Below are 24,019 nucleotides of genomic sequence, written 5' to 3'. Positions count from 1 at the left end.
AGACTGAGGCTATTTTCGTGGCGAACATCAAGTCCCAGATCAAGCGCAACAAGACCAACGAGAAGGCGCGCCTGCGCAACAAGGCCGTCAAGTCCTCGCTGAAGACCGCTCTGCGCAAGGCCCGCGAGGCCGCCGCTGCCGGCGACACCGCGAAGGCCACCGAGCTCGCCAAGGCCGCCTCCAAGGCGCTCGACAAGGCCGCGAGCAAGGGCATCATCCACAAGAACCAGGCCGCCAACAAGAAGTCCGCGATCACCAAGCGCGTCGCGGCCTGACGTTCGGCCCCCCGGTCGACGGGCACGGCGGCCCTCTACCCGCCTCCGACGACCACCCCTCACGTCAACCTTCCGGCCCTCTACCCGGAACTCGTGAGACGTAGAACTCCGTACCGCACGCGGCCTGCGTTCGCCACGCGGGTGCGGTACACGACAGGCGTCGTAGCTCCGGCTACGGCGCCTGTCGGCGTCTGTGCGGGTGCGGCCTCACGCTCTGCCACCTTGTGTGCACCGATAGGGTTCGGTCCGACGTGGCCAGCACGCATCCCGGTTGGGGGCTCATCAGATGTCGCATCAGCTGCCGGCACCGACGGACACCGGTCCGGTGTTCCCCGGCCTCCACACGCCCATGCCGTACGGGCCGCCGCCCCGGACCACCCGTCGGCACCGTCCGCTGCTCTGGGGCGTGCTGAGTGCGCTGCTGACCTCGGCGATCTGGGCCGTCGCGGTGCTGACCGTGCCGGGCATCGTGGTGCTGCCGGAGGGCCCGGCACCCGCGATCGGGAGCTACCGGGTGGTCGACGACCTCTGCACCACCGCCCGGCTGAACCGCTTCACCCAGCTCTACCCCGCGCAGTCCGGCACGCCGTACCACTACTCGACCCGGCACGCGGCGCTGGACGACATGTACTGCAGCAAGTACCTGAAGAAGAGTGCCGGGGAGACCGAGTACTCCTCGCTCTACATGCAGGCGCAGCTGCACCGGAAGGTGAACCCCCGGGCCGAGTTCGAGGCACAGCAGTCCGGGCTCCGGCAGCGGAAGTACGTGATCACCGAGGTCTCCGACCTGGGGGAGCAGGCGTACGTCGGCTACCTGGACGACCGGAGCAGCTCGGACCGGACCTGGCACTACCTCACCCAGGTGCTGTACGTGCGGGACGGCGCGCTGACCTACTACCTGAGCTGGTCCGGCTCGTACCAGGAGGGCAAGGCCGTCGCCCCCGACCGGGAGACCGTCCGGCAGGCGCTGCTGATGGACAGCCGGGACCTGCTCCGCGCGCTGACCGGTATCTGAGCGCGGTCCTGACCGGCCGTCAGCGCATCCGGAAGACCGGGCCCGGACGGTGACGACACCCTGCAAGGCAGGGACTCCTTCGGAGGTTCGGAGGAATTCCGCGTCAGCCTGCGGGACGGGCCGACGGGGCCGCACCTCGCTTGCGGGGCCCGGTGCCGTCACGGGCTGCCCTTTCGGCCTGATCGGGGTGGACCGTCCGGGCAGTGTTGCGGCGGTGATTCCGCCCGGCGGCCGCCCAGGGCTTGAGGGGGGCGGCCCGGGGTGCTTCGATGTGCAGCAATTCCTAGTTGGTCTAGTCCAATTGCTGGCACACTGGCGCGAGGCCCACCACGTGAACCGGAGCACCGACTTGCGCAGGATCTGCCTGACCCTTCCCACCAACCGCGCCTGCGCCACCACGATTTCGGACATCGGCGCGGAAGCCGCCTACGCAGCCGAGCAGTTCGGCGTCGAGGTGAGGCTGCTGATCCTCGACTCCTCGGACGAGTCGACCTTCACCGAGCACGCCAAGGCCGTCGGCGAACTGCCGGTGCGACCCGACGTGATCGCGCACCACCTGGACGAGGCCGCCCAGCGCGACTTCCTGCGCAGGGTGATCGACCGGTCCGGTGCGGCCGACCCGGAGCCGCTGCTCGACCTGATGCTGCCGGACGCCGTCTCCTACGGCGCCTGCACCAACCGGGCGTTCCTGATCGCCGCCGCGCTCGGCTGCGCCTCGATCCACCGCAGGGACTCCGACAGCGGCTACCAACTCCTCGACGGCGAACCGGTGTTCCCGATCCACCATGAGCTGCTCTCGCTCGGCAGGTCGGGCACCGACGCGGCCGTCGGCGTCACCGAGAACGCGCTCGACCCCGCGCACGGGGCCAAGCCGGTCTCCATGGTCGGCAGTTCCTTCATCGGCGAACTGTCGGTGGACGTCGGCGAGATCCGCGAACTGGACCCTGCGGTCTACCACGAGGTGGTCAGCCTCTGGGCCCCGCCCGAGTGGTCGCGGGAGGAGGTGGACGGCCTGGTCGAGGAGTCCTTCGTCGGCGGCGGCACCGATCCGTTCACCCACGACGTCTCGGTGCTGGACGTGCCCGACATCTGGCGGATCGACATGTGCAACATCGGCTTCGACCGCGAGCTCTACGAACGCGTCCCGCTGCCGCCCGCGACCGCCACCATCGGCAGCGACTACTTCCTGCTGCACGTGGTCCGGCACGCCCCGCTCCCGGCGGTCGTGCACAACCGGCACATCGTCAACTACTACACCCCGGAACGGCGGACCGGCGCCGGGTTCCTGGCGTACCAGCTGCGGTTCGTGAAGTTCCTGCTGTCGATGCTGTACTTCCATCCCGTCTACTTCGCCCTGGAGGCGGCCGGCCCCGCGCTGCTCGACGCAGAGCATCGCGTACACGCCGCGACGATCGCCGGGTTCGCCCGGCAGACCGCCGGTGCGGACCGGGCGGAGAACGTCCGCCGGCTGGACGTGGTCGACCGTTGCTACCGCCGACTCGGCGGCAAGTACGCCGAGTTCGCCGACCACCTGGCTCCGCTCCGGGACCGCCTGCTGGACGAGGCGCAGGCCGACATCGAGTCCTTCGCGCTGCTGATCGACGCCTGGGGACCGCTGGTGGCGGCCGCCAGGTCGGTCGGGCTGGAGCAGCCCGACGACCGGATCCGGATCCGTCCGCTGGTGGAACGCGACTGGGACCAGCTGGTGGCCCTGGAGGCCCGCGCCTACGCCGAGAGCGGCCTCTCCGAGGGGGACGTCGCACTGCGGTCACGGGCCGCGGTCTCCCCCGCCACCTGCTTCGCGCTGGAGCACGAAAGGCGGTTCGGCGGCTACCTGCTGGCCCTGCCCTACCCGGCGGGCCGGTGCCCCGACCTGAGCCTGGCGGAGACCTCGGCCTTCGCCTCGCGCAACCTGCACGCCCACGACTTCGTGATCACCGAAGAGCTGCGCGGCCGGGGGCTGACGCCGCATTTCGTCCGGCAGATCGAGGCGACCGCGCGTGCCCTGGGCTTCGAGCGGCTCTCCATGGTCGCGGTGCAGCGCAGCCACGTGCTCTGGGCCCGGCTCGGCTACACCGCCGACCATGAGGTGGCCCTGCCGGAGAGCTACGGCACCGAGGCGGTCTACATGTCCAAGGCCCTCTGACCGGCAGCCACCGGTACGAAGCACCCCCGCCGCCGCGCATCCTCCGAAGACGAAGAAGGCTCACTCACCCATGCTCCGCGCTCAAGATCCGTTCCGGAGAGCACAGTTGGCGATCGCCGCGCTGTTCTTCTCGCTCGGGTTCCAGTACGCCACCTGGGTCTCCCGGCTCCCCGCTCTGAAGGCGGAACTCGACCTCACCGAGGCGCAGCTCGGGCTGCTGCTGATGGCCGGCGGCGTGGGCGCAGCGGCCTCCTACCCGCTGGTGGCGGTGGCGATGAAACGGCTGGGGTCGCGGCGAGTGTCGCTGCTGGCCGCCCTGGCGCTGGCCGTGGTCCTGCCAGTACTGGCCGTGGCGCCGAACTACCCGGTCACCCTGGTGGTGATCTGCTTCGACGGGGTCGCGGTGGGCTTCCTCAACGTCGCGATGAACGCCCAGGGCGCTGCCCTCGAGGTCGAGTACCGGCGGACCGCGATGGCCCGGTTCCACGCCACCTTCAGCGCCGGTTCGTTGACCGCGGCGCTGGTCGCCTCCGGCGTCAACCTCCTGTCGTCGGCGCTGACCGTGCACTTCGGCGTGGCCGCCGCACTGCTGCTCCTGGCGATCGGACTCACCCGCGGCGGACTGCTGACGGGTGATCAGCAGCCCGCGCCGGAATCGGCGGAGCAGCCTGTCGGGCCTGGACTGACCCTGCCGACCCGGGTGACCGCCTGGATGGGCCTGGCCATGGTCTTCGGCACCATCACCGAAGGTGCCATGAACGACTGGTCCACGCTCTACCTGAAGGACTCGGTCAGTGCCTCGGCCCAGGTCGCGCCGCTGGGCATCGCCGTGGTCGCCGGGATGATGGTGCTGGCCCGGATCTTCGCCGACGGCTGGCGGGCCCGCTGGGGTGACGGCAGGATCGTGGTCGCGGGCAGCGCTCTGGCCGGTGCCGGGCTCGCGACCGCGCTGCTGGTCGGCGGGGTCGTTCCAGCGCTGATCGGCTTCGCCTGCGTGGGTCTCGGCACGGCGGCGATCACCCCGTGCGTCTACGTGGCCGCCGCCCGCCAGGGCCCGGACGCGCTGGCGCTGGTCGCCGCGATGGGTACCGTCGGTCTGCTGGCCGGCCCGGCGATCATCGGCTTCATCGCGGACGCCAGCAGCCTGGTCTGGGGCATGGCCGCCGTCGCGGCCTCGGCCGGACTGGTCTCACTGTGCGGCACCCGGATCCGCTGGAAGGCCCTCGCCGAGGTCTGACACCACCCTCGGCTCACGCAGACCACCCGCTCGCATCGACGGCCCGCCTCGGGTGCCGGCCCGTACCGGCGGGCGGTCTGCGCAGGCGCCCGTCAGTGCGGGCGGGCGGTCTGCGCAGGCTCAGGTCAGTGCGGGCGGGCGCCCGCGCGGGAGGCCCTGGCCACCGCGACCACGGCACGCTCCAGGGCGTAGGCCGGGTCGCCGGAACCGCCCTTGACGTCGGCATCGGCCCGGGCGATCGCGGTGAGGGCGGTGGCGACCCCGTCGCCCGTCCAGCCGCGCATCTGCTGCCTGACCCGGTCGATCTTCCACGGCGGCATGCCCAGCTCCCGGGCCAGGTCGCCGGGCCGCATGTTCCGGCCGGCGCTGGCCAGTCGGCCGATGCTGCGGACGCCGGAGGCGAGCGCGTAGGTGATGCCGGTGGGCGGCTGACCGACCGCCAGCGCCCACCGCAGCCGCTCCAGCGCCTCGGCCGTCCGGCCGGTGACGGCCAGGTCGGCCACCTCGAAGCCGGTGGCCTCGGCGCGGCCGCCGTAGTAGCGGGCGACCACGGTCTCGTCGATCGCTCCCTCGACGTCGGCGGTCAACTGGCTGCAGGCCGAGGCCAGCTCGCGGAGGTCGCTGCCGAGCGCGTCGAGCAGCGCCTGGCAGGCCTCGGGGGTGGCGGACCGGCCCAGCGTACGGAACTCGCCCTTGATGAACGCCAGTTTCTCGCCCGCCTTGGTGAGCTTGGGGCAGGCCACCTCGCGGGCACCGAGCTTGCGCCCCGCGTCCAGCAGGCCCTTGCCCTTGGCGCCGCCGGCGTGGACCAGCACCACCATGACCTCCTCGGCGGGCGTGTCGAGGTAGGCCCTGAGCTCCTTGACCGAATCCGCCGAGAGGTCCTGTGCGGCCCGGACCACGATCACCTTGCGCTCGGCGAACAGCGAGGGCGTGGTCAATTCGGCCAGGCTGCCGGGCTGGAGCGCACCGGGGGCGAGGTCGCGTACGTCGGTGTCCGGATCGGCCGCCCGGGCGGCGGCGACCACGGCGGCGACCACGCGGTCGAGCAGCAGCTCCTCCTGGCCGACCACCAGGGTCAGCGGGGCGAGCAGGACGTCGGGTGCACTCTTCCTGGCCATCGCCAACCAGGATCGCACGTGCCACCGACGGTGCCCCGCCGACCCGGCTCCGGAGGCCCGTGGAGAATGGTGTGCGTGACCATGAACCTCAGCCGCCAACTGCTCGTCCTACCCGATCGTGACGCCGCCGAGGAGGTGACGGAGGAGCTCTCCGCGCGCTGGCCCGAGCTGGGCGAGATCGAGCTCGTCCGGGACGCGCTGGCCGGCGAGGACGACGCGGAGGACGCGCAGTGGCTGGTGGTGCTGGAGGCGCCCGAGGAGGGCGGCTGGACGGGGGAGCAGCTCGCCGCCCTGGACCGGCTGAGTGCGGAGCAGGACGGCTGGCGCGAGGAGGGCTGACGCGGTGTCGGCCCCGAGCTGGTGCGGCGGATGTCCACGGTTCACCCCGACCGCTGAGCCCGAGGCAGCCGGTGTACCGGTGGCCCTCAGGGCAGATGGTCGGCCCCCTGAACGACGGCGTGCAGCGAGCCGGGTGAGCCGAGCACCGCGATCGCCCCCGAGCGGTCGGTGCGCAGCACCGTCGCGCCGAGCGACTGCAGGCGGTCGATGGTGGCCTGGGAGGGATGGCCGTACGGGTTCTCCGGGCCGCAGGAGATCAGGGCCAGCCGGGGGTGGAGGGTGCTGGTGAGCTCGTCGTCCTGGTGGGCCGAACCGTGGTGGGCGACCTTGAGCACCTCCACCTGAGGTGGGGTCAGCCGGGCCCGGAGCGCCGCCTGCGCCGGCGGTTCGAGGTCGCCGAGCAGGGCGATCCGGAGCGCGTCGGGCGGTCGGCCGACGGTGGCGATCAGGGCGATGCTGGCGTTGTTGGCGCCGGGGGCGGTCGGGTCGATCGGGTCGGTGGGCCAGAGCAGCTGCCAGGAGAGCCCGGGGCCCGCGCTGCGCCGCTCGTCCGGCCTGGCGGGGAGCACCGGGACGTGGGCGGCGGCGGACCAGGCCAGCACCCTGGCCCGCTCACCCGGCGGCGAGTCGAGGGTGGTGACCTGGACGGCCCCGACCGTACGGCCGCGCAGGACGCCGGGCAGGCCCTCGACGTGGTCCGCATGGTAGTGGCTCAGGATCACCAACGGGACCGTGGTGATGCCCAGTTCCCGCAGGCAGCGGTCGGCGGCCAACGGGTCGGGACCGGTGTCCACCACGATCGCGCTGTCGGCGGGGGAACCGATCGGAAGCACGGACATGTCGCCCTGGTCCACGTCGCACATGATGAACCGCCAGTCCGGCGGCGGCCAGCCGGTGGCGATCCGGGTGACGGGTGCTGGGCGGAGCACGGCGAGCAGCAGGACCAGGGTGAGGACGGCGGTGAGGACGGGTCGCAGCCGGTCGGCGGTGCGGAACGCCCGGGTGGACCAGGCCAGCGCGAGGATGACCAGCGCGAGCAGGGCGGCTCCCACCAGGCCGCCCGGCCAGCTGAGTTGGGCGCCGGGGAGGTCCGCACCGTGCCGGGCCACGGCGGCCAGCCAGCCGGTGGGGACGGCCGCCAGATCGGCCAGCACCCGGGCGGCGGGGCGGGAGAGCGGATCGACGGCCAGGGTGGCGAAGCCGAGCAGGGTGGCGGGTGCGACGGCCGCTTCGGCGAGCAGGTTGCACGGGATGGCGACCAGGCTGATCCGGGGCGCCAGCAGGATGGTGGCCGGGGCGCAGAGGGCCTGGGCGGCGGCGGTGGCCCCGGTGGCGGCCGCCAGGAACTCCGGCCAGCCCCGGGCCCGCAGGGCGGCGGACCAGCGTGGACCGAGGGTGAGCAGACCGGTGGTGGCGAGGACGGAGAACAGGAAGCCGAAGGACCGGGCCAGGTACGGGTCGAACAGGATCAGCAGCAGGACGGCCGAACAGAGCGCGGGCAGAGCACGTCGGGGACGTCCGGTGGCCAGCGCGAGCAGGCCGATCAGCCCGGTGGCGGCGGCCCGCAGCACGCTGGGCTCCGGACGGCAGACCGCCACGAAGGCCACCGTGAGGGCGGCTCCCACCACGGCGGTGGTGCGCAGTGGCAGCCCCAGCAGGGCCGCCAGGCCGCCCCGGGCCGTACCGCCCGCTCCGGTGGGTGTGCCGAGCAGGATGGCCAGCACGATGGCGAGATTGGCACCGGAGACGGCGGTCAGGTGCCCGAGGTCGGTGGCCCGGAACGCCTGGTCGAGGTCCGGGGGCAGTCGGGTGGTGTCGCCGACCACCAGGCCCGGGAGCAGGCCCCGGGGGTCGGTGGCGAGGTGGTCGGTTGCCGCCCGCAGGCCGGCCCGCAGGCGGGCGGCCACCTGCTGGGCGCGGTCGGGCGCTTCGAGCTGTCGGGGTGGGCCCTGCGCCAGCAGGGCGGCGGCGGTGCTGCGGTACTCGTCGGTGGCGGGCAGCACCCGGGCGTCCACCCGCAGCCTGGTGGACGGGATCACCTCGCGCCAGGCCGCGACGTCCTGGGCGCGGACCACCACGGTGACCGGCGTCGTGGTGGCCACGTCCGGGCCGACCCGGTCGACGGTGGCGGCGAGGGTGAGCGTGGACTGCCCGGGAGAGGTGCCCCGGGAGTGTGAGGTGTGCGGCTTGGGATCACCGGTGACGGTGAGTTCGACGGTGAGCGCGGGCGGGGCCTCGGAGCGGGCGAGCGCGGGGATCGGCCCCCGGTACAGGTCGGCGGTGTGCAGGGTGGTGCCGACCGTCGCGGCGGCCGAGGCCAGCAGGGTGGCGGCGACCAGAGCACCGGTCGGGCGGGCACGGTGCAGCAGGACGAGGGCGGTGACGACGAGCAGGGCCGCCGCTCCCAGCAGCAGCGGACGGTGCTGCGCGCCGAGGCCGAGCACGGTGGCGGTGACCGCCCAGACCACGACCGTGGGCACCAGCAGCCGGAGGTCGGCAGGCTCAGCCGGGTGGGGGGCCACGGTGCGAGGAGCCGTCGGGTGAGGTGTCACAGCGTCAGCAGCGTCCGGAGTTCGGCGTACTTGCGGTCACCGACGCCGCTGATCTGACGGAGCTGGTCGAGGGAGCGGAACGGGCCGTGCTCCTGACGGTGCTGCAGGATTCGCTGAGCCAGCGTCGGGCCCACTCCGGGGAGGGCGTCCAGTTGCTCCTGGGTGGCCTGGTTGAGATGGACCGGCCCGGCCCGGGCCCCCGGCGCGGCGCCCGCGACGGCTCCGCTGCCGACCAGGACCTGTTCGCCGTCGGTGAGCACCCGGGCCAGGTTGAGCCCGTCGGTGGCGGTGTCGGGCAACGGACCACCCGCCAGCGCGAGCGCGTCGGCCACCCTGGCTCCGCTCGGCAGCGTCCGCAGGCCCGGCTCCCGGACCTTCCCCGCGACGTCGACCACCACGGTCGCCCCCGACGGCCGTACCGATGGCGGCCCCGCCCCCGAACGTGACCCGGCTGGTGCCGACGCCGAGGACACCGCGGCCGGGACGGCGACCTCCGACGGCCGGCCCAGCCAGAAGTGCTGCACGGCGTACCCGACCGCGAGCAGCAGCAGCACCGACAGGCCGAACACCGCCCGCCGGTCGAACAGCAGACCGCGCACGGCCGGAGCCGGTGGCGGCGGGAGCACCTCCTCCGCCGGCTCGGGCGGCTCGGGCGGCTCGGCTGACGGCACCGTCTGAGCGGGTGTCAGGAAGAGGTAGGTCAGCCGCCCGCGGACGGTGTCGGCGGTCTCCTGGCGACGGGCTGCGCCCGGGGTCATCGTTCTCATGCCGAGGACGCTACGAGCCCCGGCGGGCAGCCCGGCCCAGCGGGGAAAAGCTGTGGAAAAACCGGGGTTGTGGACAACCGGGGTCCCTCGAAGGAGGGAGTTTCAGCGCGGTGCGACCACCACGGCCAACAGCCCGGGACCGACGTGGGCACCGATCACCGCGCCCACCTCCACCACCGAGAGTTCGCGCAGCCCCGGCACTCGCTCGCGCAGCCGGTCCGCCAGCGGCTCGGCCCGGTCCTCGGCGGCGAGGTGGTGCACGGTGATGTCCACCTCGTCCGTGCCCGCCTTCTCGACCGCGATCTCCTCCAGCCGGGCGATCGCCCGGGAGGCCGTCCTGACCTTCTCCAGCGGTTCGATCCGGCCGCCGGAGAGGTGCAGCAGCGGCTTGACCGAGAGCGCGGAGCCGAGCAGCGCCTGTGCGGCCCCGATCCGACCGCCCCGCCGTAGGTACTCCAGGGTGTCCACGTAGAAGAATCCGCTGGTCCGCTCCGCCCGGGCGGTCGCGGCGGCGGTCACCGCGTCCAGGTCGAGACCTTCCTCCACGGCCTGAGCCGCCGTCAGGACGCAGTGGCCGAGCGCCATGCCGATCAGGCGGCTGTCCACCACCCGGACCGGGAGACCGGCCTCGGCGGCGGCCAGCCTGGCGGCCTCGCCGGTGCCGGACAGCTCGGCGGAGATGTGCAGCGAGACGATGCCGGTGGCTCCCGCCTCGGCGGCGGCCCGGTAGGCGGCGGCGAAGGTCTCGGGGCTGGGACGGGAGGTGGTCACCCGCTGCTTGGCGCGGAGCGCCTCGGCGACATCCTTCGGGGAGATCTCGACGCCTTCGGTCAGCGCCGTGTCGCCGACCACCACACTGAGCGGGACCACCGTGATCCGGTGCCGGTCGATGGCCTGCTGCGGCAGGTAGGCCGTGGAGTCGGTGACGAGGGCGAGGCGGTGGGACATGTGCCGGAGGGTACTCCCCGCTCGTCGGGTACGGACACCAGGGTCGGCCGCGTGGGCCGGTCGCTCAGGCCAACTGCTCAGGCCGACCGCTCAGGCCGACCGCTTGCGCAGCCGCTGCGCGAGGTCGGCAAGCCCGAGCAGGTCCTCGGCGCTCACCCCGCGCTTGCCCGAGATCCCCGCACGCTCGGCCCTCGGAGCGGCCGCACCGGCAGCACCAACAGCCGAGTCCCAGTGCCGGAGCGCCCCCGCCTCGCTCTCGCACTCCTCCGCGAGCCGCGAGAGCTCGTCGTCGGCGAAGCGCTGCATCCGGTCCTGCGCCGCCCAGCGCATCGACTCCGCCGCGTGCGTGATCCGGTCGGCCCGCTCGCGCAGCTCCGGGAGCTTGGTGGCGACCCGGGCGGCCTCCGGCTCCAGTTCCAGGGTCCGCAGTTCGCCGTCCAGTTCGGCGGCGTGCGCGTCCAGCCGGGTCAACAGCTGGAGCGACTCGGCCAGTTGGGAGTCCTCGGCGAGGCCGGTGGTCAGCACCTTGCGGGTGCTGTCGAGCGAGGAGCGCAGCGTGAGGCGGACGGTGGAGATCTGACCGTGGGCGCCCGGCCTGGCGAAGGACTTGGCCTTCAGCGCGGTGTTCTCGAAGGCCCGGCGGGCCTTCGCCTCCTCCTGCGAGATCCTGGCCGCGGCGGCCTTCGCGACCTTGACCGCACCGACCCCGAGCACGACCAGGAGTCCCAGTCCGAACAGCAGGGCAAGACCGAGTACCACGCCGAGCGCGTCCATCACGAGCCACCTTCCGGATGAGCCGACCGTACCGAGGACTTCCACAGTAACCGCCGCCCTCCCCCGTCGGACCGGTCCGGCGGCTCCGGAGGGAGAGATCAGGGCCTCCGCGGGAAGAGATCAGGGGCGGCTCAGGGATACCCCGACACGCAGCAGGGCCGCCCCCGGGAAAGAAGGGGGCGGCCCTGCTCACGCCACGTCAGGCGGTGGCAGTCGTCAGCCGGTGACGATGTTCACCAGCTTCGGCGCCCGGGCGATCACCTTGCGGACCGGGGCGTCGCCGATGGCGGCGACCACGGCCGGGTCGGCCAGTGCCAGCGCCTCCAGCTCGGCGTCGGAGATGGCCGGCGAGACCTCCAGGCGGGCCTTCACCTTGCCCTTGACCTGGATCACGCAGGTGACCGCCTCGTCCACCGCGTAGGCCGGGTCGGCCACCGGGTAGTCGGTGTAGGTCAGCGACTCGGTGTGGCCCAGCCGGCGCCACAGCTCCTCGGCGATGTGCGGGGCCAGCGGGGCGACCATCAGCACGATCTGCTCCGCGACCGAACGCGGCGTCGAGCCGCGCTTGACCAGGAAGTTGTTCAGCTCGATGGCCTTGGCCACCGCCGTGTTGAAGCGCAGCCCGGCCATGTCACCGCGGATGCCGTCGATCGCCTTGTGCAGCGCGCGCAGGGTCGCCTCGTCGGGCTCCTCCTCCGTCACCACCAGCTCGCCGGTGGCCTCGGAGACGATGTTGCGCCACAGCCGCTGCAGGAAGCGGTACGAGCCGACCACCGCGCGGGTGTCCCACGGACGGGAGACGTCCAGCGGGCCCATCGACATCTCGTACAGGCGCAGAGTGTCGGCGCCGTACTCGTCGGCGATCTCGTCGGGCGCGACCGCGTTCTTCAGCGACTTGCCCATCTTGCCGGCCTCGCGCTTGACCGCCTCGCCGTTCCAGATGTACTGGCCGTCGCGCTCCTCGACCTCGGCGGCGGGCACCGGGAAGCCCCGCTCGTCGCGGAAGACGTCGGCGGTGATCATGCCCTGGTTGAACAGCTTGTGGAACGGCTCGACCGAGGAGACGTGCCCCAGGTCGTGCAGCACCTTGTGCCAGAACCGCGCGTACAGCAGGTGCAGCACCGCGTGCTCGGCACCGCCGACATACAGGTCGGCGCCGCCGCCGGGCTTCTGCGCAGTGGGGCCCAGCCAGTACTGCTCGTTGGCGGGGTCGACCGCCTTCTCGCTGTTGGCCGGGTCGATGTAGCGCAGCTCGTACCAGCAGGAACCGGCCCAGTTGGGCATGGTGTTGGTCTCGCGGCGGTACCACTTCGGGCCGTCGCCCAGGTCCAGCTCGACGTTGACCCAGTCCTCGTTGCGCGACAGCGGGGTCTTCGGCGAGGAGGTCGAGTCGTACGGGTCGTAGGTGTGCGGCGAGTAGTCCTCCACCTCGGGGACCTCGACCGGCAGCATCGACTCGGGCAGCGCGTGCATCACGCCGTCGGCGTCGTAGACGATCGGGAACGGCTCGCCCCAGTACCGCTGACGGCTGAACAGCCAGTCGCGCAGGCGGTAGTTGACGGTGCCCTCGCCGATCCCGCGCCCGGCCAGCCACTCGGTGGCGGCGGCCTTGGCCTCGACCACGCTCAGCCCGTCCAGTGACAGGTCGTCGTGGGCGGAGTTCACGATCACCGAGTCGTAGGTGTCGAAGGCGTCGTCCCAGGTCGACGGGTCTTCGCTCCGGCCGTCGGTCGGCTGCACCACGCAGCGCATCGGCAGCGCGAAGGCGCGGGCGAAGGCGAAGTCGCGGTGGTCGTGCGCGGGCACGGCCATGATCGCGCCGGTGCCGTAGCCCATCAGCACGTAGTCGGCGATGAAGACCGGTACGGGCTCGCCGCTGACCGGGTTGGTCGCGTAGGCGCCGGTGAAGACGCCGGTCTTCACCTTCGCCTCGACCTGGCGCTCGACGTCGGACTTGGCGGCGGCCTCGGCCCGGTACGCCGCGACGGCCTCGGCCGGGGTCGCGGCGCCGCCCTTCCAGTCCTCGTGGGTCTCGGCCGGCCAGGCGGCCGGGACGATCGAGTCGACCAGCGCGTGCTCGGGGGCCAGCACCATGTAGGTGGCGCCGAACAGGGTGTCGGGACGGGTGGTGAAGACGGTGATCCTGTCGGAGCCGACGGCGAAGTCGACCCGGGCGCCCTCGGAGCGGCCGATCCAGTTACGCTGCTGCAGCTTGATCGCCTCGGGCCAGTCCAGCAGGTCCAGGTCGGCGATCAGGCGGTCGGAGTACGCGGTGATCCGCATCATCCACTGGCGCAGGTTCGACTTGAAGACCGGGAAGTTGCCGCGCTCGGAGCGGCCGTCCGCGGTGACCTCCTCGTTCGCCAGCACGGTGCCCAGCCCGGGGCACCAGTTGACCGGCACCTCCTTGGAGTACGCCAGCCGGTACTCGCCCAGCAGCTCCTCCCGCTCGGCGGCCGACAGCTCGGCCCAGGCGGCGCCCGGCGCCTCCCGCTCACCGGACTCGAACTGCGCGATCAGCTCGGCGATCGGGCGGGCCCGGCCGGCCTCCTGGTCGTACCAGGAGTTGAAGATCTGCAGGAAGATCCACTGGGTCCAGCGGTAGTAGTCCGGGTCGATGGTGGCGATCGACCGGCGCGGGTCGTGGCCCAGGCCCAGGCGGCGCAGCTGCTGCCGCATGTTCGCCATCGCGGCCTCGGTGGTGATCCGGGGGTGCTGGCCGGTGGCCACCGCGTGCTGCTCGGCCGGCAGGCCGAACGCGTCGTAGCCCAGGGTGTGCAGCACGTTGTGACCGGTCATCCGCTGGTAGCGGGCGTAGACGTCGGTCGCGATGTAGCCCAGCGGGTGGCCCACGTGCAGGCCCGCACCGGACGGGTACGGGAACATGTCCATGATGAAGCTGTGCGGCTTCGAGACGACGTCACCGGCGGCAGCGTCCGCCAGCGCACCGGCCGGGTTGGGGGCGTTGAACGTCCCCTCCTTCTCCCAGAGGTCCTGCCAGCGGGACTCGATCTCGGCGGCCAGCGTCGCGCCGTAGCGGAAGGGCTCGGTGGCAGCGGCCTCGGCCGCGGCGGGGGTCGTCTCGCTCATGGTCCTTCGGGCTCCATCTGAATGTCAGTTCGCGAACGGCGGCGGGAAAACAAAAAAGCCCCTCGCAGGAGGGGACGCCACGCCGACTCCGGCCCTCGGCCGGTCCTGGTCAGCGCGGCCGGCTAAGAAGCAGGCGCACGGTTCGCATGGCCACAGGGTACCGCACCGGCTGTCGCCGGACGGTTCGGAAAACCGGGGTCGCCCTCGCAGGACCCCTACCCCCTGGGCCGTAGGCGGCTGAGCAGAGCCCCTGGCCCCTATCCCCTGGCAGCGGCGTCGAACTCCCGGAGGGCCCGCGCGACCCGGGCCGACTGCATGCCGGCCGCGAGCAGCCGGGCCTGGTCGGCGACCAGGGCGGCCTGCTCCCGCTCGCCGGTCCTCAGGTACGAGTCGGCCAGCCGGACCATCAGCAGCGCCTTGGCCCTGGCCCGTTCCGGCGAGAGCACCGCGACCGCGCCCGCGAGCAACTGCTGCGCCCGTTCGTGCTCGCCGAGGAAGAGGTACGCCTCCCCCACCATGCCCTCCAGGTCGGCCCGTTCCTGGCTGTGCTCGTGGTCGTCCCCCAGGGCCTGGAAGGCCCGCTCCGCGACCGCTTCGGCGCTGATCTGCTCGCCCTTGCGGCCGTGCGCCCGGGCGATCCTGCCCAGTTGGAGGGCCCGCTCACGGGGAGTCAGGACCTCGTCGGCCGCCCGCAGCGCGGTGGAGAGCATGGCGACGGCGTCCAGCCCGCGCCCGCCCGAGTTGTGGGTCGCCTGCACCGCAAGACAGCCGACCACGCTGACCCCGAGCCGGGGATCGCCCGAGACGTGGGCGGCCCGCAGGGCGGCGACGAAGGCCCGTTGCGCCGCCGCATCGTTGCCCAGGTCGTAGTTGGCCCACCCGACCAGCCGGGCGAGCCGGCCCGCGGCGCCGTACAGCTCGCGGCCGAGCCGCTCGTCATAGGCGCCGAGTTCGAGCAGCTTGCCGATCATGGCGAGTTCGGCCTTGGCCAGGTCGAGTATCAGGCCGCCGCCGTACGCCCGTTCCAGCCGCTGCTTGCTGTCGTAGCTGAGCCGGAGGTCGGCGAGCTGTTCGCCGGCTATCCGCAGCGCGCCCTCCCCGCCGGTCAGTTCGGGGGCCGGGGAGGCCCAGTGCCGGGCGGCCTGCTGGAGTTCGTCGCCGCGGAACAGGTCGGTCAGCCGGACCGGGGCGGCATCCGCACCGGCCTCGCGCAGCGCGGTCTGGGCGGTGTCGGCGGTCCACGGGTCGGTGAGCAGCCGGGGCGAGAGGATCTTGGCGCCGCGGCTGCTGCCCATCTGGCCCCAGAGCTGCTCGTACGTCACCGCGATGCCGACCGTGCGGCTGAGCACCTCGCAGACCGTCTGGTCGTGCGGGCTGCGCGGCACCATGCCACGGTCGCGCCACTTGTACGGAGCGGTGGAGCTGATCGCCAGCCCGGGCGGGAGCGCGGCGTTGAGTTCGCGGGCCAGCCGCTCCGGGCTCCAACCGAGCTGGTGCAGGATGCGGGCCAGCTCCTCGTTCCTTCTGCGCTCCAGGTCGGCCATGGCATCGACCGTATCCGGCCGCTCCGGCAGCCGGACAGGGAACCCCCGAAACGAAAGAGGGCCCCTCCCGTTACCCGGGAGGGGCCCTCTTCACGAACTGTGGAGCTACGGAGAATTGAACTCCGGACCTCTTGCATGCCATGCAAGCGCTCTACCAACTGAGCTACAGCCCCGCGTCATCCGGCGTCTCCCCCGGCGACGTCGTTCACTTTACACGCTCCCCGGCCTACTCCCCTAATCCCTTCCGGCGGCCGTCGCCCGTCGGGTGCGCAGCGCGAAACCGGCCGCCAGGACGAAGGCGGCGGCGACCGCCGTGAGCGTCACCAGCAGCGCCCGGCCCGAGTCGGCGGGCGGTGCCGGGAGCGCGGCGCGGCCGAGGAAGAGGGTGCCGAGCAGGGCCACCCCGACCAGCTGGCCGAGCTGGATCACCGTCACCAGCACGCCGCTCCCGTCCGCCGCGTCCGCAGGGTCGACCCGACCTAGCGCGGCGGCGAACAGGGGGCTGTACGCACAGCCGGCCGCCAGGCCGCCCACGCCGAGCGCCAGTTCGGCGCCGGGGCCGAGGTCGGCGCCGTCGCTCACCAGCACCCCGAAGAGCAGGTACGCCCCGGCAGTGGTGACCAGCGCCAGGGGCGGCAGCGAGCGGTGCAGCCGGACCGGCAGCCGCTGCCAGTACAGGCTGGAGAGGCCGAAGCCGAGCGCGGCGGGGGCGGAGAGCAGCCCGGCCCGCAGCGCACTGTAGCCAAGTGCCGCCTGCTGGTGCAGGGCGAACGCGAACAGGAAACCGGCGAAGGCCGCCATGATCAGGAAGATCGCCCCGGCGGCGGGCCTGAGACCCGGTGCCCGCAGCACCCGGCCCGCGACCAGCGGCTGACCGCCCCGGGCCGCGATCCGGCGCTCCACGACGGCGAAGACCACGAACAGCACCGCGCTGGCAGCCAGCATCACCCAGCCCCAGAGCGGCCAGCCGAGCTCGTGCCCGAGCACCAGCGGCACCACCAGCAGGCCCAGCGCGGCTGCCAGCACCACCAGACCGACCAGGTCGAACCGCCGACCGTGGTCCCCCGGGAGTGCCGGGAGCAGCCGGCGGCTGCCGATCAGCAGCAGCACGCCGATCGGCACGTTGACCAGGAACACCGGCCGCCAGCCGGTGCCGAACAGGTCCGCGCTGACCAGCACGCCGCCGAGCACCTGCCCGACCGCCATCCCGCCCGCCAGCACCGCCGAGTACAGCCCGAGCGCCCTGACGCGGGCCGCTCCGGTGAAGGTCCGCTGGATCAGGCTCATCACCTGGGGCACCATCAGCGCCGCCCCGGCCCCCTGGAGCACCCGGAAGCCGATCAGCCAGCCGCTGCCCGGCGCCAGTCCGCAGGCCAGCGAGGTGGCGGTGAAGGCCGCCAGGCCGTACCGGAACAGCCGGCTGTACCCGTGCCGGGCGCCGAGCCTGGCGCCGGTGATCAGCAGCACCGCGTACGCGATGGTGTACCCCGCGACGACCAGTTGCAGGGCCGCACCCGAGGCGCCCAGGTCGGTCCGGATGGCGGGGACGGCGACGTTGACGATGGAGACGTCCAGCAGGGCCATGAACTGGCCCAGCAGGACGAGCGCGAGCAGCGGCCCGGTACGGGCCGGGGCAGGTGCGGCGGCCACGGGTGGTGTCTGAAGGTCCGTCATGTGCCCAGCCTGCCCGCCCGCTGGTACTGGTGGTTAGAGCCTGCCGATCCTGGTATTGGCAGCACCCCGCTCCCGACGATCCGTCAGGATGGGGGCATGACCGTGCTCGACGAGCTCCACCCGACCACCCCGGCCCCCGAGATACGCCGGACCGAGCTCGCCGCCTTCCTGCGGGCCTGCCGGGCCCGGATCACCCCCGAGGCGGTCGGGCTGCCGCCGGGGCCGCGCCGCCGTACGCCGGGGCTGCGCCGCGAGGAGCTGGCGCAGCTCGCCGGGGTCGGGGTCACCTGGTACACCTGGCTGGAACAGGGGCGGCCGATCAACGCCAGCGAACAGGTGCTGGAGGCGGTGGCCCGGACGCTGCGGCTGGACGGCACCGAGCGCGACCACCTGTTCCGGCTGGCCGGGCTCAGCGTGGTCCGGGCGGCCGACCCCGCTCTCTCGGCCCTCGACCCGGCCACCCAGCTGATCCTGGATCAGCTCGACCCGCTGCCGGCCGCCGTCAGCAACGGCCGCTACGACCTGCTGGCGCACAACGCGGCGTACGACAGGCTGTTCCCCGGCGCGACCCGGCCGCCGACGCCCAGCGGGCGGCGGAACAGCATGTGGTGCGCGTTCACCGTGCCGGCCTGCTGCAACCCCTTCCTGAACCGGGAGAGCGAGCTGCCCCGGATGGTCGGCGTGCTGCGCGGCGCGTACGGGCGGCACGTCGGGGAGCCCGCCTGGGAGGAGTACATCCGGGACCTGGCGGCGGCCAGCCCGGAGTTCCGGGAGCTGTGGGCCCGTCAGGAGGTGGCGCCGCCGCGGTCCTCGCTCAAGGTGTTCCGGCACGCGGCCGTCGGCGACCTGCGGTTCCAGGCCGCGTACCTGACCATGCCGACCGCACCCGAGTGCTACCTGGTGGTCTACACCCCGGAGGGACCGGAGGACCGAGCCGCGCTGGAGTGGCTGGCGGCCCACCCGGACACCCAGCCGGTCGACCACCGGCACTGAGGTCCGGTAACGACCGAAGGCCGCCTCCCTGAGGAGACGGCCTTCGGTGTGTTGTGGAGCTACGGAGAATTGAACTCCGGACCTCTTGCATGCCATGCAAGCGCTCTACCAACTGAGCTACAGCCCCGCGTGCCGCACGGTCCTTACGGACCGCCGAAGCGGAGTGGAGCTACGGAGAATCGAACTCCGGACCTCTTGCATGCCATGCAAGCGCTCTACCAACTGAGCTACAGCCCCGCAGCCGGAGGAATCCCCGCCTGCCTTCCGGCCTGCGTTCTTTCCTGCGAACGAGGAAGACTCTAGCTGGTCAGGTCCGGAACTGCGAAATCCGGCACCGCTCAGGTCTCGTCGCCGATCACCGGCTGCGGCAGGGTGCCCGCGTTGTGCTCCAGCAGCCGCCAGCCGCGCGCGCCCTGACCGAGCACGGACCAGCAGCAGTTGGAGAGACCGCCGAAACGCTCCCACTGGGTCGGCTCCAGATCGAGCAGCCGGCCGAGCATGGTGCGGATCGTCCCGCCGTGGCTGACGACCACCAGGGTGCCGTCCTCCGGCAGCTTCTCCACCGCGGCCAGCACCACCGGGACGGACCGGTCCGCCACCTCGGTGCTCAGCTCGCCGCCACCGCGCCGGACCGGCTCGCCGAGCGCCCACGCCTCGTACTCCTCCGGGAACCGCGCCCGGATCTCCGCGTTGGTCAGCCCCTGCCACTCACCGGCGTAGGTCTCCCGCAGGCCCTCGTGGTGGTCCACCTCGAGGCCGGTGACCTTGGCCAGCTCGGCGGCGGTCCGCCGGGCGCGCTTGAGGTCGGAGGAGATCAGCAGGTCGGGCCGGAGACCGGAGAGCAGCTTGGCCGCCCGCTGGGCCTGGAACAGGCCCTGGTCGGTCAGCTCGATGTCGGTGCTGCCCTGGAACCGCGATTCGAGGTTCCAGGAGGTCTGGCCGTGCCGCCAGAAGACGATGCGCGGCCCCCGCGCCTTGCCGCTCAGCTCTCGTCCCCGGAGACGGCGTTGCCCGCGGCGTCGGTGACGGCGTTCTCGGGACGGTTCCGGGTGGCCATCGCCTCGGCCGGGACGGGCAGCTCGGGGCAGTCCTTCCACAGGCGGTCGAGGGAGTAGAAGGAGCGCTCCTCGGAGTGCTGGACGTGCACCACGATGTCCAGGTAGTCCAGCAGGATCCAGCGGCCCTCGCGCTCGCCCTCACGGCGGACGGGCTTGATGTCCAGCTGCTCGCGCAGCTGCTCCTCGATCTCCTCGGCGATCGACTTCACCTGGCGGTCGTTGTTGGCCGAGGCGATCAGGAACGCGTCGGTGATCGACAGCACATCGCTGACGTCGAAGGCGATGATGTCGTGGGCCAGCTTGTCGGCCGCCGCGAGGGCGGCGACGTTGATGAGTTCCTGGCTGTGCTCGGTGGCAGTCACGGTGTTCTTCCGGCTCGTCCTATGAGATTCGCCTTCCAGGATCTCACGAACCGGCACGGGTCCCGGTCGGTTCGCACCGGGACCCGGACGCCCTACTGCGCCTTGGGCGGCTGGTAGTCCTTGCCGAGCACCACCACGAGGTCCGCGTTCTGTGCGGTGGTGACCTTCTTCACCGCGGTGTCCTTGAGCCCCATGGTGATCGCCAGCTGCTGGGCGACGGCCAGCTTGGCGTCGTCCGTGTAGCGGATCTCGGTGGCCGGCTGGACCGGTGCCTTGGCGCCGATGGGCAGCAGTTCCAGGCCCGAGTTGGCGACCTGGCTCCCGGCCGTGTTGGCCGCTTCGTCCACGCCGGAGCCGTTCAGCACCGAGACCCGGGTGGTCTTGTTCGCTGCTGCGGCGTTCTTCACCGTGCCGCCGAGCACGTCCTTGACCTGCTTGCCCGCCGTGGCCTCGTCCAGCGTGCCGTCGGGCTGCACCGACAGGGCACTGGTGGTCAGGTGGTTGTCCTTCGTGTACTGGGCCAGCTGCGCCAGCACCCCGGCCAGCGCCTGTTCCGGCAGCGAGGGATCGGGCACCGCGCCGACCCGGTGCACCAGGTCCTGCGCCTCCTTCAGGTCGGTGGGCATCACCCGCAGCACCCCGTCCAGCACCTGCCCGAACCGGGCCAGCTGGGCGTCGGTGGTCTCCCCCGGCGCCTGGTACGTGGCGTACGCCACGGCGGCCTGCGCGCTCAGCGAGACGGCCTTGCCGGCCGGGGCCAGCTCCTTGCCGCCGGGCTGGTTGCCCTCGTGGACCACCGCGTTGGTGTCCACCTTGATCCCGCCGAGGTGGGCCACCAGCAGCAGCAGGTACGGGGTGTCCAGCCGCCACGTCCCGGCCACCGGGGCGCCGAGCACAGTGCTCAGGCCCTCCCTGGTCCCGGAGGCGCCCGTGGCGTCCAGCGATTTGCCGAGCGCCTCGGTGGCCGAGACGCCCGAGCCGGGCAGCTTGAGGCTGTCCGGCAGCAGCAGCACCGAGGCCTTCTGGCCGGACTGGTCGTTCACCAGCAGGGCGCTGGTGACCTTGCCCTGAAGGTCCCTCAGGTGCACCACGTTCACGGTCCGGCCGCCGGCCGCCTTGGCCGCCGAGCTGGAGCCGCCGAGATCGCCCTGCCACCAGAGGTAGCCCGCCGTCCCGCCCGCGACCAGCACCAGCGCGACCGCCGCGCCGAGCAGCCGGTTGCGCAGCTTGCGCCGGCGCTCGTCCCGTCGCTCGGTCCTGGACTCGGCGAACTTCAGCCAGTCGATGACGTCCTCGGACTGCTCCGCCTCCTCGTCCACGAAGGTGAACTCACCGGTCGGGTAGTCCGGTTCGGGAGCGGCGGCCTTCCGGGCCTGCGGGGCCGCCGACGGCGCGGGCGTCACCGGCGGCGCGGGCGTCACCGGCGGCGCGGGCGGTTCGGCCACGGGCGCCCTGACCGGCTGGACGGGCTGCACCGGGACCACCGGCGGGGCCGCCTGGTACTCGGGCTGCCGGTACGGGTCCTGGACGTACTGCTGCGGCTGCCCGTACGCGTCGTAGTAGACCTCCGGCGGCGGCTGCTGCGGATAGTACTGCTGCTGGTACGGGTCCTGGACGTACTGCTGCGGCTGCCCGTACGCGTCGTAGTAGACCTGCGGCTGGGGCTGCTGCTGGTACTCCTGGTAGGGCTCCTGCGGGTACCACTCCTGGTTGCCGCGCTCCTCGGGACCCGTCACGCCGTACCTCCCCGCGCGTACAGCGCCCGTTTGTGGATGTACCGGACGACACCGTCCGGGACCAGGTACCAGACCGGATCGCCCTTGGCGACCCTGGCCCGGCAGTCCGTCGAGGAGATCGCCAGCGCGGGCACCTCGACCAGCGAGACGCCGCCGACCGGCAGACCGGCGTCGGTGAGCACATGACCGGGGCGGGTGCAGCCGATGAAGTGGGCCAGCGAGAACAGTTCCTCGGAGTCCCGCCAGGACAGGATCTGGGCCAGCGCGTCGGCACCGGTGATGAAGAAGAGGTCCGCGTCCGGGTGCAGCGCGCGCAGGTCGCGCAGGGTGTCCACGGTGTAGGTGGGCCCCTCGCGGTCGATGTCGATCCGGCTGACCGAGAACTGCGGGTTCTCCGCCGTGGCGATCACCGTCATCAGGTAGCGGTCCTCCGCCGACGTCACCACCCGGTCGCTCTTCTGCCACGGCTGCCCGGTCGGCACGAAGATCACCTCGTCGAGGTGGAACGCGCTCGCCACCTCACTGGCGGCGACCAGGTGCCCGTGGTGGATCGGGTCGAAGGTGCCACCCATCACGCCGAGGCGCTTACGTGCCCGCACTCCGGGGGTCTCGGCCTGCTGTCCCATGCCGCCACACCTTACGCGACCCGCATCGCGGCCGGGCAAGCCCGCCCGGCCGCCGACCCGGACGACTCAGCGGTCGCGGTTGAAGCGGGTGGTGATCCAGAGCAGCAGCAGCAGGATGCCCAGACCGGCGCCGCCGGTCAGGTACGGGCTCAGGCTCTCGTGGTTGCCGCCCTCGGAGGCGCCTTCGGCAAGCTGGGTCAGGAGGGGCAGTGCGGAAGTGCTCATGGTCGGCAGGACCTTCTCGACTCGGTGAGGGCGGATGGGGCCCGCTCATCGTACGGGGGTGGTAGGCGCAACCGCGCGCCGCCCCACCGCGTCTGACTCGGCGTGGGGCACTCGGACCAGCCGTCAGTTGTCGCGCCCGGCCCGGGCCAGCACCCAGACCAGCAGGCCGATGCCGACCACGGAGCCGATCAGGACGAGCCGCAGGAAGAGTCCGGGGCCCGGCTCGGTGGAGACCGGTCCGGCCAGCTGGGCGAAGGTGGCGGGGTTCATCAGCGGTCTCTCCTCGGTGCGTTCGACTCCGCCCAGGGTAGACCCGGACGTACCGGACATCGGACGGCGCCCCCGTCCACCAACCCCCGACGGGGTCGTAGTGTGGCGGCGGGGACGAGTACATGCGGACAGACGTTGTAGCGGACAGCAGCGGGGGCCGGGCAGAACCGGTGCCGGCGTCGAGCAGGAGGTACTCAGCACATGACGGACATGACCAAGGACAACACGCCGAGCCGCCGCCGTGAGCGCTTCCCCGGGATCTCCACCCGGGCCTGGGAGCACCCGGCCGACCGCTCGGCCCTGGTCGCCCTGCGGAAGCTCTCCGGCTTCGACGAGATCCTGAAGAAGCTGGCCGGCCTGGTCTCCGAGCGCAGCGTCCGGCTGATGTTCCTGGCCACCGCCGTCCGCACGTCGGAGCGTCAGTTCCCCGAGCTGCACGCGATGGTGCGGGACGCCGCCTACGTGCTGGACCTGGAGCAGGTCCCCGACCTGTACGTCACGCAGGACCCGACGGTGAACGCGATGTGCATCGGGATGGACACCCCGATCATCGTGGTCACCAGCGGGCTGGTCGACCTGCTGGACGAGGAGGAGCTCCGCGCGGTGATCGGCCACGAGGTCGGCCACGCGATGTCCGGCCACGCGGTCTACCGGACGATGCTGCTGATCCTCACCAACATCGCCACCCGGATCGCCTGGATCCCGCTCGGCACCCTGGCCATCACCGCCGTGATCACCGCCCTCAAGGAGTGGTTCCGCAAGGCCGAACTCTCCTGCGACCGGGCCGGCCTGCTGGCCGGTCAGGACGTGCAGGCCTCGATGCGCGGCCTGATGAAGCTGGCCGGCGGCCACAACCTGGCCGAGATGAACGTCGACGCCTTCCTGGAGCAGGCCGAGGAGTACGACAAGGCCGGCGACCTGCGGGACGGTGTGCTCAAGCTGCTCCAGGTGCTGCCGCAGACCCACCCCTTCGCGGTGGTCCGGGTCGCCAAGCTCAAGAAGTGGGCCGACAGCGAGGAGTACCGCTCCATCCTGGCCGGTGCCTACCCGCGCCGGGCCGACGACGCGAACACCTCGGTCGGCGAGCAGTGGAAGGCGGCGGCGGACTCCTACTCCAAGTCCATGAAGGAGACCAAGGACCCGCTGCTGGGCCTCATCCGCGACGTGGCCGGCGGCGCCGCCACCGTGGGCGGCAAGCTCCGTGACACCTTCACGGGGCCCCGCAACTCGGGCGAGTAACTTTTTGCAGGACACCCAGGTGGCACAC

21 protein-coding genes and 3 tRNA genes are annotated in these 24,019 nt (G+C 72.4%); 7 read left to right on the top strand and 17 right to left on the bottom strand.

The features are described from left to right. Window positions 1-17 precede the first annotated feature (17 nt). The 4 genes from rpsT (at window position 18) to ACKUU6_RS22395 (ending at window position 4,673) form a co-directional block, all read left to right on the top strand. Window positions 18-275 carry a 30S ribosomal protein S20 gene (gene rpsT, locus ACKUU6_RS22410; protein WP_407990336.1) on the top strand — a complete coding sequence of 86 codons (258 nt, stop codon included), beginning with the start codon at window positions 18-20 and terminating at the stop codon, window positions 273-275. Window positions 276-561: 286 nt separating this feature from the next. After that, on the top strand, window positions 562-1,290 hold the full coding sequence (locus ACKUU6_RS22405) for a hypothetical protein (protein WP_407990335.1): 729 nt from the start codon (window positions 562-564) through the stop codon (window positions 1,288-1,290). Window positions 1,291-1,621: 331 nt separating this feature from the next. Beyond that, window positions 1,622-3,436 (top strand): DUF6271 family protein, encoded by a 1,815-nt coding sequence (locus tag ACKUU6_RS22400; protein ID WP_407990334.1) that lies wholly within the window; start codon window positions 1,622-1,624, stop codon window positions 3,434-3,436. Window positions 3,437-3,506: 70 nt separating this feature from the next. Next, window positions 3,507-4,673 carry an MFS transporter gene (locus ACKUU6_RS22395; RefSeq protein ID WP_407990333.1) on the top strand — a complete coding sequence of 389 codons (1,167 nt, stop codon included), beginning with the start codon at window positions 3,507-3,509 and terminating at the stop codon, window positions 4,671-4,673. A 125-nt stretch (window positions 4,674-4,798) separates the two neighbouring features. On the opposite strand, the gene holA is transcribed toward ACKUU6_RS22395, so the two are convergent. After that, window positions 4,799-5,794, bottom strand: coding sequence for a DNA polymerase III subunit delta (holA, locus tag ACKUU6_RS22390; protein WP_407990332.1), 996 nt, complete (start codon window positions 5,792-5,794; stop codon window positions 4,799-4,801). Window positions 5,795-5,875: 81 nt separating this feature from the next. On the opposite strand from holA, the gene ACKUU6_RS22385 reads away from it, so the two are divergent. After that, a complete protein-coding gene (locus ACKUU6_RS22385) occupies window positions 5,876-6,133 on the top strand; it encodes a hypothetical protein (RefSeq protein WP_407992203.1) in 258 nt (85 codons plus the stop codon). Between the two features lie 86 nt (window positions 6,134-6,219). On the opposite strand, the gene ACKUU6_RS22380 is transcribed toward ACKUU6_RS22385, so the two are convergent. The 8 genes from ACKUU6_RS22380 to ACKUU6_RS22345 form a co-directional block, all read right to left on the bottom strand. Then, entirely contained in the window at window positions 6,220-8,655 is a 2,436-nt protein-coding gene (locus tag ACKUU6_RS22380) for a ComEC/Rec2 family competence protein (RefSeq protein WP_407990331.1), read from the bottom strand. 26 nt (window positions 8,656-8,681) lie between these two features. After that, window positions 8,682-9,452, bottom strand: a complete 771-nt coding sequence (locus ACKUU6_RS22375; RefSeq protein WP_407990330.1) for a helix-hairpin-helix domain-containing protein — start codon at window positions 9,450-9,452, stop codon at window positions 8,682-8,684. Window positions 9,453-9,554: 102 nt separating this feature from the next. Then, a complete protein-coding gene (locus tag ACKUU6_RS22370; RefSeq protein ID WP_407990329.1) occupies window positions 9,555-10,400 on the bottom strand; it encodes a DegV family protein in 846 nt (281 codons plus the stop codon). 90 nt (window positions 10,401-10,490) lie between these two features. Beyond that, entirely contained in the window at window positions 10,491-11,174 is a 684-nt protein-coding gene (locus ACKUU6_RS22365; protein ID WP_407990328.1) for a hypothetical protein, read from the bottom strand. A 216-nt stretch (window positions 11,175-11,390) separates the two neighbouring features. Then, the gene (gene leuS, locus ACKUU6_RS22360) at window positions 11,391-14,264 is read right to left on the bottom strand and encodes a leucine--tRNA ligase (protein WP_407990327.1); all 2,874 of its coding nucleotides are present in this window, start codon (window positions 14,262-14,264) and stop codon (window positions 11,391-11,393) included. 257 nt (window positions 14,265-14,521) lie between these two features. Next, the gene (locus tag ACKUU6_RS22355; protein ID WP_407990326.1) at window positions 14,522-15,808 is read right to left on the bottom strand and encodes a hypothetical protein; all 1,287 of its coding nucleotides are present in this window, start codon (window positions 15,806-15,808) and stop codon (window positions 14,522-14,524) included. 100 nt (window positions 15,809-15,908) lie between these two features. Next, window positions 15,909-15,981, bottom strand: a tRNA-Ala gene (locus ACKUU6_RS22350). A gap of 61 nt (window positions 15,982-16,042) precedes the next feature. Then, a complete protein-coding gene (locus ACKUU6_RS22345) occupies window positions 16,043-17,482 on the bottom strand; it encodes an MFS transporter (RefSeq protein ID WP_407990325.1) in 1,440 nt (479 codons plus the stop codon). 96 nt (window positions 17,483-17,578) lie between these two features. Between ACKUU6_RS22345 and ACKUU6_RS22340 the strand changes: the two genes are divergently transcribed. Beyond that, complete coding sequence (locus ACKUU6_RS22340; RefSeq protein WP_407990324.1) at window positions 17,579-18,475, top strand: helix-turn-helix transcriptional regulator; 897 nt, start codon at window positions 17,579-17,581, stop codon at window positions 18,473-18,475. A gap of 54 nt (window positions 18,476-18,529) precedes the next feature. Here ACKUU6_RS22340 and ACKUU6_RS22335 read toward each other — a convergent pair. The 8 genes from ACKUU6_RS22335 to ACKUU6_RS22300 all read right to left on the bottom strand — a co-directional run bounded on the left by ACKUU6_RS22335 (window position 18,530) and on the right by ACKUU6_RS22300 (window position 22,752). Beyond that, window positions 18,530-18,602 (bottom strand) — tRNA-Ala (locus ACKUU6_RS22335). A 37-nt stretch (window positions 18,603-18,639) separates the two neighbouring features. Beyond that, window positions 18,640-18,712, bottom strand: a tRNA-Ala gene (locus tag ACKUU6_RS22330). 101 nt (window positions 18,713-18,813) lie between these two features. Continuing rightward, window positions 18,814-19,461: a histidine phosphatase family protein gene (locus ACKUU6_RS22325; protein ID WP_407992202.1), complete on the bottom strand. Its 648-nt coding sequence runs from the start codon at window positions 19,459-19,461 to the stop codon at window positions 18,814-18,816. Continuing rightward, window positions 19,458-19,895, bottom strand: coding sequence for a ribosome silencing factor (gene rsfS / locus ACKUU6_RS22320; RefSeq protein ID WP_407990323.1), 438 nt, complete (start codon window positions 19,893-19,895; stop codon window positions 19,458-19,460). Before rsfS ends, ACKUU6_RS22325 begins: the two co-directional genes overlap by 4 nt. Window positions 19,896-19,987: 92 nt before the next feature. After that, on the bottom strand, window positions 19,988-21,631 hold the full coding sequence (locus ACKUU6_RS22315; protein WP_407990322.1) for a LytR C-terminal domain-containing protein: 1,644 nt from the start codon (window positions 21,629-21,631) through the stop codon (window positions 19,988-19,990). After that, on the bottom strand, window positions 21,628-22,257 hold the full coding sequence (gene nadD / locus ACKUU6_RS22310) for a nicotinate-nucleotide adenylyltransferase (protein WP_407990321.1): 630 nt from the start codon (window positions 22,255-22,257) through the stop codon (window positions 21,628-21,630). The genes ACKUU6_RS22315 and nadD overlap by 4 nt, the downstream gene beginning before the upstream one ends. Window positions 22,258-22,323: 66 nt before the next feature. Continuing rightward, window positions 22,324-22,482 (bottom strand): hypothetical protein, encoded by a 159-nt coding sequence (locus ACKUU6_RS22305; RefSeq protein WP_184919542.1) that lies wholly within the window; start codon window positions 22,480-22,482, stop codon window positions 22,324-22,326. Between the two features lie 123 nt (window positions 22,483-22,605). Beyond that, window positions 22,606-22,752: a hypothetical protein gene (locus tag ACKUU6_RS22300; protein WP_403033559.1), complete on the bottom strand. Its 147-nt coding sequence runs from the start codon at window positions 22,750-22,752 to the stop codon at window positions 22,606-22,608. 201 nt (window positions 22,753-22,953) lie between these two features. On the opposite strand from ACKUU6_RS22300, the gene ACKUU6_RS22295 reads away from it, so the two are divergent. Next, complete coding sequence (locus ACKUU6_RS22295; protein ID WP_407990320.1) at window positions 22,954-23,991, top strand: M48 family metallopeptidase; 1,038 nt, start codon at window positions 22,954-22,956, stop codon at window positions 23,989-23,991. Window positions 23,992-24,019 lie beyond the last annotated feature (28 nt).

The organism is Kitasatospora sp. CMC57 (assembly GCF_045866025.2).
Lineage (GTDB): Bacteria > Actinomycetota > Actinomycetes > Streptomycetales > Streptomycetaceae > Kitasatospora.
The sequence above is the reverse complement of the archived record's forward strand: the minus strand, read 5'-3'. Positions and strand labels throughout refer to the sequence as shown.